Here is a 13,352-nt window from a genome sequence, read left to right on the forward strand (position 1 = left end):
ACCCGGACCCGCGCCGCGATATTCCCAGGCCGCTACACGTTGCGCCGGTACTGCCCGCCCACCTCGAAGAACGCCTCGGTGATCTGGCCGAGCGAGCACACCCGCGCCGCGTCCATCAGGACACCGAACAGGTTTCCGCCCCGGGTCGCGGCCTCGCGCAGCGTCTTGAGCGCGACCTGAGCCTCGGCGTGGTGCCTGCGCTGGAAGTCTTCGAGCCGCTCCAGCTGCGAACGCTTTTCGTCCTCGGTCGCCCGCGCGAGTTCGACCTCGACGTCGTTCTCGCCGCCGTTCGGGTTGCGGAAGGTGTTGACGCCGATGATCGGCAGCGTGCCGTCGTGCTTCTGGCGTTCGTAGAGGATCGACTCGTCCTGGATCTTGCCGCGCTGGTAGCCGGTCTCCATCGCGCCGAGGACGCCGCCGCGCTCGGAGATCCGGTCGAACTCCAGCAGCACGGCCTCTTCGACCAGATCGGTCAGCTCGTCGATGATGAACGAGCCCTGCAGCGGGTTCTCGTTCTTCGACAGGCCCCATTCCTTGTTGATGATCATCTGGATGGCCATCGCGCGCCGCACCGAGCTCTCCGACGGCGTGGTGATCGCCTCGTCGAAAGCGTTGGTGTGCAAGGAGTTCGCGTTGTCGTACAGCGCGCACAGCGCCTGCAGCGTGGTGCGGATGTCGTTGAAGCTCATCTCCTGCGCGTGCAGCGACCGGCCGGAGGTCTGCACGTGGTACTTGAGCTTCTGCGAGCGCTCGTTGGCGCCGTAGCGCTCCCGCATCGCGACCGCCCAGATCCGGCGCGCGACCCGGCCCAGCACCGAGTATTCGGCGTCCATGCCGTTGGAGAAGAAGAACGACAGGTTCGGCGCGAAGTCGTCGATGTCCATCCCGCGCGCGAGGTAGCTCTCGACGTAGGTGAAACCGTTCGACAGGGTGAACGCCAGCTGCGAGATCGGGTTCGCCCCGGCCTCGGCGATGTGGTAACCGGAGATCGACACCGAGTAGAAGTTCCGGACGCCGTGCTCGATGAACCATTCCTGGATGTCGGCCATCATGCGCAGGCTGAACTCGGTGGAGAAGATGCAGGTGTTCTGCCCCTGGTCCTCCTTGAGGATGTCCGCCTGCACGGTGCCGCGGACGTTGCGCAGCGCCCATTCGCGCAGTTCGGCGGCCTCGGCGTCGGACGGCTCGCGGCCGTGTTCGGCCCTGAACGCCGCCATCCGCTGGTCGATCGCGGTGTTGAGGAAGAACGCGAGGATGGTCGGCGCCGGGCCGTTGATCGTCATCGACACGGAGGTGCTCGGCGAGGTCAGGTCGAAACCGTCGTAGAGCACCTCCATGTCCTCCAGCGTCGCGATGGAGACGCCCGAGGTGCCGACCTTGCCGTAGATGTCCGGCCGGGTGTGCGGGTCGTGCCCGTACAGCGTCACCGAGTCGAAGGCGGTCGAAAGGCGCTTCGCCTCGGAGTCGGCCGAGAGGAGCTTGAACCGCTTGTTGGTCCGGAACGGGTCACCCTCGCCGGCGAACATCCGCGCCGGGTCCTCACCTTCGCGCTTGAACGGGAAAACGCCGGCGGTGTAAGGGAAGTACCCGGGAAGGTGCTCACGGCGCAGGAAGGACAGCAGCTCGCCGGACTCGGTGTAGCGCGGCAGCGCCACGCGCGGGATCCGGTTGCCGGACAGCGTGTCGCGCCAGAGCTGGGTGCGCAGTTCCTTGTCGCGGATCTTCACGACCAGTTCGTCGGCGCGGTAGGACTCGGCGAGTTCCCGGAACCGGGCCAGCAGATTCGCCGACTCACCGTCCACATCGGACTCGGCGGCGGCGAGCAGGCCGTCGAGCGCGTCGGTGCTCGCGTCGACGGCGGCCAGCGCCTCCTTGGCGGCGGCGAGGTGCTCGCGTTTGCGCAGCGCGGCGACCTGCTGCTCGGTCTTGGCGTGATAACCGCGAACGGTCTCCGAGATCTCCGCGAGGTAGCGCGTCCGGTTGGCCGGGATGATCGTGCTGGCGTCGGTGGACACCTTGCCCTCGACCTTCGGGAGCACACCGGCCGAGACGGTCAGGCCACGCTCGGCGAGGGTGTCGCGCAGGTGCTGGTAGAGCGCGGTGACGCCGTCGTCGTTGAACTTCGCGGCGCTGGTGCCGTAGACCGGCATGTCCTCGGGCGAGGAGCTGAACGCCTCGCGGTTGCGCACGAGCTGGCGCGCGACGTCGCGACGGGCGTCTTCGGCGCCTCGGCGCTCGAACTTGTTGATCGCCACCGCGTCGGCGAAGTCGAGCATGTCGATCTTCTCCAGCTGCGACGCCGCGCCGAACTCCGGCGTCATGACGTACAGCGACTGGTCCACGTAGTCGACGATGCCGGCGTCGCCCTGGCCGATACCGGGCGTCTCGACGATCACGAGGTCGAACCCGGCGGCCTTGCACGCGAGGATGGACTCGGAGAGCCCGGTGGGGATCTCGCCGCTGGTGGTCCGCGTGGCGAGCGAACGGAAGTAGACCGGGCTGCCGTCGAGGCAGTTCATCCGGATGCGGTCGCCGAGCAGCGCTCCCCCGCCCTTGCGGCGCGACGGGTCGACGGCGAGCACGGCGATGCGGAGCTTGTCCTCCTGGTCCAGCCGGAACCGGCGGATCAGTTCGTCGGTGAGCGACGACTTGCCGGAGCCACCCGTCCCGGTGATGCCGAGGACCGGCACCGTCCGCGACTTGGCGGCCTCGGTGATCTTGGCGAGCGCGTCCTGCGGCAGCGCCTCGCGCTGAAGCTGCGTGATGACCCGGGACAGCGCCGGGATGTCCCCCGAAAGCAGTTTGTCCAGCGAGCCGGGCGACTGCGCGGACAGGTCCGTGTCGCAGGCCTTGATCATCAGGTTGATCATGCCCGGGAGGCCCATCTCGTAGCCGTCCTCGGGCGAGAAGATCCGCGCCACGCCCCGCGAGTGCAGCAGGTCGATCTCCTCGCGGACGATGACCCCGCCGCCACCGCCGAACACCTTGATGTGGCCCGCGCCGCGCTCGTTGAGCAGCTCGACCAGGTAGCTGAAGTACTCGACGTGCCCGCCCTGGTAGGCGCTGATGGCCACGCCCTGGACGTCCTCGGCGATGGCCGCGGTGGCGACCTCGTCGACCGAGCGGTTGTGCCCGAGGTGCACGACCTCCGCGCCCTGCGACTGCAGGATGCGCCGCATGATGTTGATGGACGCGTCGTGCCCGTCGAAGAGGCTCGACGCCGTCACGAAGCGAACGGGGTTCACGGGCCGGTGCAGGTCGCTGCTCATCCCTCCAAAATACTTGGACTTCCTACTGTTTTAAACCCATCCACTCGCGTGATGGCGCTCTCACTCGTCCTTGACAGATCGACTCGCACCAGTATATTCAACCTGAGGGTTAAACAACCGATTGATTGAGCAGCGATGACCACTGATCAGCTCAGCGCCACGTTCGCCGCACTGGCGGACCCCACCCGGCGGGCGATCCTCGCCCGGCTGGCCACCGGCGAGGCCAGCGTCAACGAGCTGGCCGAACCCTTTCCGGTCAGCCTCCAAGCCATCTCCAAACATCTCAAGGTCCTCGAGCGCGCGGGCTTGATCAGCCGGAGCCGGACCGCGCAATGGCGGCCCTGCCGGCTGGAGGCCGCGCCACTCGGCGACGTCTCCGAGTGGGTCGAGCGGTACCGGCGCTTCTGGGAAGGCGGTTTCGACCGCATGGAAGAACATCTCGCGGAACTGAGGAAAGGCGAACACGATGACTGAGACCGTCACCCTGCCGGAAGTCGTCTCGGCGGCCGACTGGCAGATCGCCCGAGACACGTTGCTGGCCAAGGAAAAGGAGCTCACCCGCGCCGCGGACAAGATCGCCGCCGAGCGGCGGCGGCTGCCGATGGTCCGCTTCGACAGCACCTACGAGTTCGAAGGCCCCCAGGGCCGGGTCACCCTCCTCGACCTGTTCGAGGGACGCCGTCAGCTGATCGTCTACCACTTCATGCTCGCGCCCGGGCAGAAGGCGGGCTGCCCCGGCTGCTCGATGCTCGTGGACAACATCGGCCACCTCGCGCACCTGCACGCCCGCGACACCACGCTGTACGTGGTCGCGCCGGCGACCCTGCCCGAGATCGAGCGCTACAAGGAGCGCATGGGCTGGACCGTCCCGTGGGTCTCGACCGTCGGCGGCTTCAACCCGGCCTGCGGCATCGACGGCGGGTTCGGCGTCAGTGTCTTCCTGCGCGACGGCGACGACGTGTTCCGGACGTACTTCACCACCGGTCGCGGCGGGGACCAGCTGGTGGGGACGCTGCGCTACCTGGACCTGACCCCGTTCGGGCGGCAGGAGGACTGGGAGGAGTCCGGCCGCGGGACCGACGGCCCCGGGCACTGGTGGAAGCGGCACGACGAGTACTGAGCCCTCTCCTCCGCAATTCGTCACCTACTTGCGGGGAAGCGCACCGCAAGTAGGTGACGAATTGCGGAGGGGCGACGTCGAGAACCCCGCGCCAGCTCCGACCCCTCGGTGTCCGGCGCCCGGAAGGCGGGCGCCACACCGGAGGGATCAAGCCATGCGCAAGCTCGTCTACGCCGTCCACACCTCGCTCGACGGCCGCATCGAGGGCCTGGATGGCGAGTTCGATTGGGCCGACATGGGCCCGGAGCTGTCCGCCCACTCGCAGGAGCTCACCGACCGCGCCGACACTCTCCTCTACGGACGGCGGGTCTGGGACATGATGTCGTCGTTCTGGCCGCGGGCGGAAGAGGTCTCGGACCACCCGCACGATCTCGCCTACGCGCCGGTCTGGCGGAAGACGCCGAAGATCGTCTTCTCCCGGACGCTGAAAGAAGCGGACTGGAACACCGAGGTGATCGGTGGCGACCTCGCCGGACACATGGCCGAACTCAAGGGCAGGCCCGGCAAGGATCTGCTGCTGATGGGCGGGGCCGAACTGGCCACCGCGATCGCCGGCCACGGCCTGATCGACGAGGTCCACCTCGTCGTGCACCCGGTGGTGCTCGGTGGCGGCAAGCAGGTGTTCGGGGGCGGAGCGCGCACGGACCTGCGGCTGACCGGCACCCGGACGATGGACGGGCGCGCGGTACTGCTGACCTACGAAGCGAAGTGAGGTGAAACCCGGGCGGCAGCCCCTACGCTGCCGCCGTCAGGTTCACCTCGCGTTGCTCGCACGCAAGGCGATCCACTGCCGCATCGCGTACTCGACCAGCGTGATGAGCGTCTGTTTCGTCGACTCCCGCTCCCGGGCGTCGCAGCGGACGATCGGGATGTTGGGGTCGATCGACAGCGCTTCACGCACGTCGTTGATGTCGTGCTCGAGGATGCCGTCGAAGGTGTTCACCCCGACGATGTAGGGCAGGCCCCGGTCCTCGAAGAAGTCGATCGGCGCGAACGAGTCGGCCAGCCGTCGCGTGTCGGCCAGCACCACGGCGCCGATCGCGCCGCGGACGAGGTCGTCCCACATGAACCAGAACCGCTGCTGCCCGGGCGTGCCGAACAGGTAGAGGATCAGGTCCGCGTCCAGGGAGACCCGGCCGAAGTCCATCGCGACCGTGGTGGTCGATTTGTTGGGCGTCTGGTCGAGGTTGTCGATCCCCCGACTGGCGTCCGTCATCATCGCCTCGGTGGTGAGCGGGACGATCTCCGACACCGAACCGACGAAGGTCGTCTTACCCGCACCGAAGCCACCCGCCACGACGATCTTCGCGGATGTCATGGTCGGGGGCGCGGTTTCCCGCGGTGCCTTAAAGCCGACGGAGTCCACTCAAAACCCTTTCCATCAACACCAGATGTGCCTCGGCGCCGTCATTGCCCGAAATCGTCTTGTGCACGCTGACCAGCCCCGCGTCCGCCGCGTCGCTGATCAGCACGCGTGCCACACCCAGCGGTACGCGCAGGGTCGCCGCGATCTCGGCGACCGAACGCGGGGTGCGGCACTCCTCGATGATCGAAACGCACTCGATCTGGTCCGCGGCGATCGCGGGGAGGCTACCCGAGTCGACGTGGTCCTTGGTGGAGATGAGGGTCTCCAGCTCGAGAGCGTAGTTCGCCTTGGTCCGGCCCCCGGTGAGGGCATAGGGACGGACGATCGCCGTCTCCTCGAGCGGCGACGGCGCCTGCTCGAAGACGGCGGGCATGATGAACTCGCCACTGGGTGGACCCGGGTCGAAAAGACCACCTGGTCTCGGCCCGACGGCACCTGCGCCGCTGTCGGGTGGAGAAGCAAGTGAGGTCACGCGGTCTCCTTGATCGGTCGGCTGCGGGACTGCCGATTCCTTGGCGGGTGCTCCGCCCGCCTGGGAATCCTGAGGGTGCTTGTTCTTCTTGCGCTTCCGACGACCACGTCCCGAATCCAGGGTGAACCCGTTCAGGACGTCGGCGAAGGTGCCGTCGTCCCGTGAACCGGCGGCATTGGCAGCCCCCGCGTGCGGAGGCTGGTGTTCACCCGTCCCCGGCGGTTCGCCGAAGGATCCGGACCCGGTGCTCATCGGGACATCATCCCACCGGTTCGCCGATCAGCGACCCACCGGCGCCCTGCAATTGTGCGCGAAGTTCCGGCGTGAGGATCTGGCCGACGCGATCGACGAGCATCGTCATCTCGTAGGCGACCTGTCCGATGTCGCAGTTCGGGGCGGCGAGGATGGCCAGGCAGGAACCGTCGCTGATGGACATCAGCACCATGATGCCGAGTTCCATCTCGACGACGGTCTCGTTGACCGCGCCCGCCTCGAAGCACCGCGCGGCGCCCTGGGTCAGGCTCACCAGGCCGGAGGCGACGGCGGCCAGCTGATCGGCGCGGTCCAGCGGGAGCCTGCTGGACGCGGTGAGCAGGAGGCCGTCCGCCGACACCACCACGGCGTGCGCCACTCCGGGTACGCGCTCGGCGAAGTCGTTCACCAGCCACCCGAACTGGTTCTGCTGGGGCTGGGCCGGGTTCGGCGAGGTCATTCACCCTCCAGGGTTTCGTGGTTGGCTTCGGTCGCCTGCGCTGTGTGGTGCCGTCCGCGCTGGATGCCCTGCTGGAAACTGCTCAGGCGACCGCGCACGTCGTGCGCGTCTCGCTGTGGTCGGGGGGTGACCACCCCGGCGGGCGGTCCCGCGCTGCCCGGGAGCAGTTGCTCCCCGCGACGGCGCCTGGGTAATCCTGCCGAAGTCATCCGCGAGGGCACGGACTGGGACACCGCTTGGGCCGCTTTCCAGCCTTCGTCGGAGCCGAAGTTCCAGGCGTCCGTCTGTTCCGTGGCGGCGACCGGTTCCGGTTCCGGGGTCGCTGCCTGCGGTTTCCTGCTCGGCAGAGCGGCGGGCGGGGCCGCCGGACGCTCGGCCGTCTCAGGCGCCTTCGCGGGCTCGGGTGCCTTCGGCGGCTCGGGCGCCGCGGCCCGCTCGGGCTTCGCGTCCGGCTGGGCGGTGGCGGGCTGGGTGGTGGCAGTCGTGGCCTTGTCCGCCGCCTCCTTGCGTCCCCGCTTGACGCCCTGCTGGAAGCTGCTCAGCCTGCCGCGCACGTTCGCCGGGTCGCGGACCGGCAGTTCCGACTTGGCGGTGGGTTCGGCGGCCGGGACCGACGACGCCGCGCTGCCGGGCAGGAGCTGCTCGCCCTTGCGGCGACGCGGCAACCCGGCCTCGGTGAACGTCGACGGGGCGTTCTGGGAGACCTCCTGCACCGTGCGGAAGGCCTTGTCGCTGGCGAAGTCCCAGGTGCGGGCCTCCTGCTCGGCGGTCGGAACGGGCTCGGCCGCCTTCTTCTCTTCGGGTGCCTTCTTCCCCGGCTTCTCCTTCTTGGCCGCGGATCCGGCCGCGGGCTTGTCCAAAGCGGGCGCGGGCGAACGGAACCACGCCGACAGCATTTCGTCGAAGATCGGCGTCGTCTCGGACGCGGTGGGCGGAGGCGGAGCCGCCGGGGCGGGCGGCGTGGCCGCCTGGCTCCACCATTCGCTCAGCGTGGTCCCGGTGTTCTTGGCCTCGAACAGTTCCTTGCCGCTGGGCAGTTCACCTTCCGCCGTGGCGGGCTTCTCCGCTTCCTCGGCGACCGGCTCGGGCTCGGCGACGGGTTCCGGTTCGGGACGGCGGGGTTCCGGCGCGGGCGGCGGGGTCGCCTCGTCCGGGGGAATCGGGCTGAACAGCGCCGTTCCCGAAATCTCCAGATCGGACGGCGGCCGCGACGCCTTGGGGGCGTGCCCGTTGACGCCGGGCTTGGTGTGCCCCGCCAGGTCGTTCGCCGACGGCCACCGCTCCCCGCCTTGCGAGGGCACGCTCGGCAGCGCGGGGCGAGATCCGTTCGCGGGCCGCTGGCGGCGGGGAAGGCCGCCGGGTTGCTGCGGCGGCAACGGCGCGAGGCGCTGCGTGATCGGGCCGGTGGCCGGGCCGGGGTCTCCCCCGGGCGGGGCCATCACGAGGTCCGCCGGGACGGAGACGGTGGCGCGCACGCCGACGATGTCCTTGCCGCCGTGCAGCGAGACACCGATGCGGTGCCTGCTGGCCAGCCGTCCGACCACGAACAGGCCCATCCGGCGCGAAGTGGTGAGGTCGACGTTGGGCGCCTCGGTGAGCCGGGCGTTGGCCTCGGCGACCTCGGCCTCGTTCATGCCGATGCCCTTGTCGAGGATGTCGATGCCGAACGAGCCGTCTTCGACGAGCCTGGTCGCGACCGTCACCTGGGTTTCCGGGGCGGAGAAGGCCGTGGCGTTGTCCAGAAGTTCGGCGATCAGGCGCATCAGATCGTTGGCCGCGTACCCGACCAGCCGCACCGGCGGCGGATTCTGCACGGTGACCCGCTGGTACTGCTCGATCTCGGACACCGCCGCGCGCACCACGTCGGTGGCGGAGACCGGCTGCCCGGAGCGCCTGCCCGGCTCGGCGCCGGAGAGGACCATCAGGTTCTCGTTGTTGCGGCGCATGCGGGTGGCGAGGTGGTCCAGCTGGAACAGCGTGGCGAGCTGGTCGGCGTCCTCTTCGTCGCGCTCCAGCCGCTCGATCAGCTGCAGCTGCCGCTGCACGAGGCTCTGGCTGCGGCGGGAGAGGTTGACGAACACGTTGCTGTAGCCGGTCCGCATCGAGGCCTGCTCGGTGGCCAGGCGCAGCGCCTGGTGGTGCACCTTGTCGAAGGCCCTGGCGACCTCGCCGATCTCGTCGTCGCCGCCGACCGGGACCGGCCGCACGTCGGTGCCCTGCGAGCGGCCTTCCTGGATGTTGCGGACCGCGTCGGGCAACTGCTTCTCGGCGACGTCGAGGGCGCTGGCGCGCAACACCTTCAGCGAGCGCAGCAGCTGGCGTGTGATGAGGAAGACGACGGCGACGGCGAGCACCATCGCGCCGAACAGCAGGACCGCGAGCAGGCCCGCGCCACTGCTGGCGTCGTCGACCAGCTCGGCCGACACGGCGCTCGTCTCGGCACCGAATTTGTTCGCGACCTCGCCGACCTTGCCGATCACCGCGGTCGAGGCGTCGGTCCAGCCCTGCGCCGACAACGAGCGGAAGGCTTGCGCGGACGGGGCTCCCTGTTCGCCGAGGGCGGTTTTCGCGAGCCTGTCACGGTTTTCCATCGCCTCGTCGGTGACGGCGGCGCTGAACTCCCGGCGCTGCTGTTCCGAAGCGGCGGCACGGAAGTCGGTGAGCCGGTCGGCCAGCCGGAGTTCGGCGGTGCGCACCTGGTCGAGCTCGCTCGGCGCGAGGCTCGACCGGGCGATGCCGAACGAGACCAGGGCCTGGCTCAGCGACAGCTGTTCCTTCATCACGGCGAGGTCGTGCAGTGCCGTGGGGGTGCCGCCGAGGACATCCTGTCCCGCCCCCGCCGCCAGCGCGGTGTCGAGGGCCAGCAGCGCGGTGGTGACGTCGGTGTACTCGCCGATCGCCTGGACGGGGTCGAGTTGCCCGGAAGACGCCCGCTGCCGGATGTCGGGCAGCCGGTCGAGCTGAGCGGCGGCCGCTTCCCGCGCCTGGCGGAGCGACGGCTCGTTCTCGACCGCGCGGGTGGCGGCGGCGCCGTAGAGCGGGATGGCGGTGTCGACGTCGGCGCGGGCCGAGGCGAGCTCCAGGGTGCCGCCGACGGTGCCGGCGGTCAGCCCCGCGGCGGACTGGGTGCGTTCGCGGCCGAGGCCGTCGGCGAGGGTGCGGATATGCCCGCTCAGCGCGACGAGCCGGTCCAGCCGCTGGTAGCCGTCGGACCGGCCGACCTGGCCGGCGATGGTGGCGATGCCCAGTGCGAGCGCGATGAGGATCGGCACCAGCGTCACGGCCGACAGCTTCACCGGCAGGCTCCAGTCCCGCCAGCGCACGAGCGTGCGCCAGCCGGTGGCCCACCGAGATGGCCGGGGAGTGCGTCCCAGCAGCTCCCCGACCGGCACTTGGCCTTCTCCTGCAACGGTCACGTAGGTGACTCCCTGTCCGGCGTCCTGGCACGGTTTGAGGCGTCCGTTCCCGCGAGGTACCTGCCTGCGGGGAACTCGGCCCTGGTCTGACCGCGTGATCGATCGCGACGTGAGGGTCCCCGTCCGGCGATCCGGGTGTCCCTGGGTACACCGGTCGGCTTCGGGAGTTCTTGCACCTGCACGTGCAGGTCGCAACCTGCGAAGTGCATGGTCGTCGAGATCAACTTTTCTTTGCCAATCGATCACTGCGGGTCAGCCGGGCCAAAGAATCGTACACCAATCCGGGTGCCGTCAATTCCGTTCAGTACACGGGTGCTGACCAGCGAAAAGCGTGTGTCCGAACGATCCGTCGGGCCGGAAAACCGCTCGTGCGTCACAAACGAGGGAATTCCGGTTACGGGTTGCGCGGATGCACAGGGTGCCCTAATCACCCGATCAGCCTACGTACGGTAGCCGCGTCGCCCGGTCGAACTACTTTCCGTGCCCCCAACGGGTGGGTCAAGCCCAAATATGTGCCCGATGTTGTGGCCTTGCCGCCCAAGCCGGTTCGATGTCGCCCGACATGGTGATTTCTTTCGAGACACCCGGCGAAGCGGGGGATCTTCCCCGGTCCGGGATGGCGGGCACGGTATCGGAACCCCGCGTGCCCCGGTAGTAAAACTACGATCTGTCACCAAAACGAGGGACAGAGCGTGGTCATCGTCCGTCGTTTGCCGCAGTGGGCCGTTCGGGCGACGACCGCGCGTGACAACTCCGCTCACTATGACGAGTGATAAAGCCGGTTCATTCCGGCCGAAACGATTTCCGGAAACACTAATACGAGGTAAAACCGAATACGGGCTCACGCCTTCGCGGAACCAGGGTCGCCTATTCAGAGCGGGTGAAGCCGTAGTTAGTATGTGCGCTCCCGTACCGCGCCACGGATGCAAGCCCCGGAGGAACCCATGCCCGACGTCGCGCGTCCTTACGCGGCGAGCAACGCCCTGGAGGACACCGGGCAGATGCCCGCGCTGTTCGTCCGCGAGCGCCGCCCCGCTTCCCCGCCGCCGCGCGCCACCGGCCCGGACTACGACCGGATCCAGCACGGCAAGGAGTTCGTCGCGCTGCGCAAGACCTTCCGCCGGTTCGTGTTCCCCATGAGCTTGCTGTTCTTCACCTGGTACATGACCTTCGTGCTGCTGGCGGCCTACGCGCACGACTTCATGAGCCGGAAGGTGTGGGGCGAGGTCAACGTCGGCATGCTGCTCGGGCTCGGCCAGTTCGCCAGCACGATCCTGATCACGGTCGCCTACCTGAAGTTCGCGAACAAGCGGCTCGATCCCAAGGTCGAGGCGCTGCGGGCCTCCGTCGGGGCGGGTGAGCGATGAGCATCCCCGACAACAACCCCGTGCTGAACATCGCGGTGTTCGCGCTCTTCGTCGCGATCACCCTGTACGTGGTGTACCGCGTCAGCACGCGCAACTCGTCCACTTCGGACTACTACGCGGCGGGCAGCGCCTTCACCGGACGACAGAACGGCATCGCGCTTTCGGGTGACTTCCTCTCGGCGGCGTCGTTCCTCGGGATCGCCGGGGCGATCGCGATCCACGGCTACGACGGCTTCCTGTACTCGATCGGGTTCCTCGTCGCGTGGATGGTCGACCTGCTGCTGATCGCGGAGCTGCTGCGCAACACCGGCCGCTTCACCATGGGCGACGTGCTGAGCTTCCGGATGAAGCAGCGCCCGGTCCGCGCCGCCGCCGCGACGTCGACCCTGGTGATCTCCTTCTTCTACATGCTCGCGCAGATGGCGGGCGCCGGCGGCCTGGTGGCGCTCCTGCTGGACATCCACGGCGGGATCGGCCAGGCGCTGGTGATCGGCGTCGTCGGCGTCGTCATGGTGCTGTACGTGCTGGTCGGCGGGATGAAGGGCACCACGTGGGTGCAGATCATCAAGGCGACCATCCTGCTGCTGACCGGTGCGCTGATCACCGTGTTCCTGTTCGGCAAGTTCGGCTTCAGCTTCTCGAACCTGCTCTCGGCCGCCGCCGACAACAGCCCGCTCGGTGACGAACTGCTCCAGCCCGGCGGTTCGTACGGCAAGAGCGAGGTCACGAAGCTCGACTTCGTCTCGCTCGCCCTGGCGCTGGTCCTCGGTGCCGCGGCGCTCCCGCACGTGCTGATGCGCTTCTACACGGTGCCGAATTCGCGCGAGGCGCGGCGATCGGTGGTCTGGGCGACCGCCTGCATGACCCTCTTCTACCTCTGCACGCTGGTCATCGGCTTCGGCGCGGCCGCGCTGGTCGGCCCCGAGGCGATCAAGAACGCACCCGGCGGGGAGAACTCGGCGGCGCCGCTGCTCGCGCTGAACATCGGCGGCACCGTCCTGCTCGGGATCGTCTCGGCGGTGGCCTTCGCGACCATCCTCGCCGTCGTCGCCGGGCTGACGATCACCGCGTCCGCCTCCTTCGCCCACGACGTGTACGCCAACATCTTCAAGAACGGCAAGGCGGAACCGGCCGCCGAGGTGCGGGTCGCCCGGCTGACCGCGGTCGCCGTCGGAGCGTTCGCGATCGTGGGCGGCATCCTGGCGAACGGGCAGAACATCGCGTTCCTGGTGGCGCTGGCGTTCGCTGTCGCGGCGTCGGCGAATCTCTCGACTCTGCTGTACTCCCTGTTCTGGAAACGCTTCAACACCACCGGCACGCTGTGGGGCATCTACGGCGGGCTGCTCGCGAGCCTGGTGCTCGTGTTCTTCTCGCCGGTGATGTCCGGGGCGGCGGACTCGATCATCAAGAGCGTCGACTTCCACTGGTTCCCGCTGAAGAACCCGGGCCTGGTGTCGATCCCGTTCTCGTTCCTGTGCGGGTTCGTGGGCACCTTCGTCGGCCGCTCGAAGGCCGATCCGGTCAAGCACGCGGAGATGGAGGTGCGGTCCCTCACCGGGATCGGCTCCTGACGCGCTGGGCGCGCCCCACCTGCGAGTCTCCCGACGCGCGCTACGAAACGGGCCGGTCC

General features: G+C 68.7%; 10 protein-coding genes. 5 read left to right on the forward strand and 5 right to left on the reverse strand.

Annotation, left to right across the window (positions count from 1 at the left end):
• Positions 1 to 32: 32 nt before the first annotated feature.
• Positions 33 to 3,269, reverse strand: coding sequence for a fused isobutyryl-CoA mutase/GTPase IcmF (gene icmF, locus CVV72_RS16875; RefSeq protein WP_219153294.1), 3,237 nt, complete (start codon positions 3,267 to 3,269; stop codon positions 33 to 35).
• 135 nt (positions 3,270 to 3,404) lie between these two features.
• Here icmF and CVV72_RS16880 point away from each other — a divergent pair, with 135 nt between their 5' ends.
• The 3 genes from CVV72_RS16880 to CVV72_RS16890 all read left to right on the forward strand — a co-directional run bounded on the left by CVV72_RS16880 (position 3,405) and on the right by CVV72_RS16890 (position 5,101).
• On the forward strand, positions 3,405 to 3,743 hold the full coding sequence (locus tag CVV72_RS16880) for a helix-turn-helix transcriptional regulator (RefSeq protein WP_219153295.1): 339 nt from the start codon (positions 3,405 to 3,407) through the stop codon (positions 3,741 to 3,743).
• On the forward strand, positions 3,736 to 4,389 hold the full coding sequence (locus CVV72_RS16885) for a DUF899 domain-containing protein (RefSeq protein WP_219153296.1): 654 nt from the start codon (positions 3,736 to 3,738) through the stop codon (positions 4,387 to 4,389). The genes CVV72_RS16880 and CVV72_RS16885 overlap by 8 nt, the downstream gene beginning before the upstream one ends.
• A 154-nt stretch (positions 4,390 to 4,543) precedes the next feature.
• On the forward strand, positions 4,544 to 5,101 hold the full coding sequence (locus CVV72_RS16890) for a dihydrofolate reductase family protein (RefSeq protein WP_219153297.1): 558 nt from the start codon (positions 4,544 to 4,546) through the stop codon (positions 5,099 to 5,101).
• A 42-nt stretch (positions 5,102 to 5,143) separates the two neighbouring features.
• Here CVV72_RS16890 and CVV72_RS16895 read toward each other — a convergent pair whose 3' ends face one another.
• From CVV72_RS16895 to CVV72_RS16910, 4 genes are read right to left on the reverse strand one after another with little or no spacing between them, the layout of a single operon-like run.
• The gene (locus tag CVV72_RS16895) at positions 5,144 to 5,707 is read right to left on the reverse strand and encodes an ATP/GTP-binding protein (protein WP_007033694.1); all 564 of its coding nucleotides are present in this window, start codon (positions 5,705 to 5,707) and stop codon (positions 5,144 to 5,146) included.
• A 28-nt stretch (positions 5,708 to 5,735) separates the two neighbouring features.
• Positions 5,736 to 6,479: a DUF742 domain-containing protein gene (locus CVV72_RS16900; RefSeq protein WP_219153298.1), complete on the reverse strand. Its 744-nt coding sequence runs from the start codon at positions 6,477 to 6,479 to the stop codon at positions 5,736 to 5,738.
• 7 nt (positions 6,480 to 6,486) lie between these two features.
• Positions 6,487 to 6,939: a roadblock/LC7 domain-containing protein gene (locus CVV72_RS16905; RefSeq protein ID WP_005166055.1), complete on the reverse strand. Its 453-nt coding sequence runs from the start codon at positions 6,937 to 6,939 to the stop codon at positions 6,487 to 6,489.
• Entirely contained in the window at positions 6,936 to 10,331 is a 3,396-nt protein-coding gene (locus CVV72_RS16910; protein WP_219153997.1) for a nitrate- and nitrite sensing domain-containing protein, read from the reverse strand. The genes CVV72_RS16905 and CVV72_RS16910 overlap by 4 nt, the downstream gene beginning before the upstream one ends.
• Before the next feature lie 968 nt (positions 10,332 to 11,299).
• Here CVV72_RS16910 and CVV72_RS16915 point away from each other — a divergent pair.
• Together CVV72_RS16915 and CVV72_RS16920 are read left to right on the forward strand one after the other, a co-directional pair.
• On the forward strand, positions 11,300 to 11,722 hold the full coding sequence (locus CVV72_RS16915) for a DUF485 domain-containing protein (protein WP_219153299.1): 423 nt from the start codon (positions 11,300 to 11,302) through the stop codon (positions 11,720 to 11,722).
• The gene (locus tag CVV72_RS16920; protein ID WP_219153300.1) at positions 11,719 to 13,293 is read left to right on the forward strand and encodes a cation acetate symporter; all 1,575 of its coding nucleotides are present in this window, start codon (positions 11,719 to 11,721) and stop codon (positions 13,291 to 13,293) included. The genes CVV72_RS16915 and CVV72_RS16920 overlap by 4 nt, the downstream gene beginning before the upstream one ends.
• The last annotated feature ends 59 nt before the right edge of the window (positions 13,294 to 13,352 follow it).

This window comes from Amycolatopsis sp. TNS106, from assembly GCF_019330265.1.
GTDB lineage: Bacteria > Actinomycetota > Actinomycetes > Mycobacteriales > Pseudonocardiaceae > Amycolatopsis > Amycolatopsis lurida.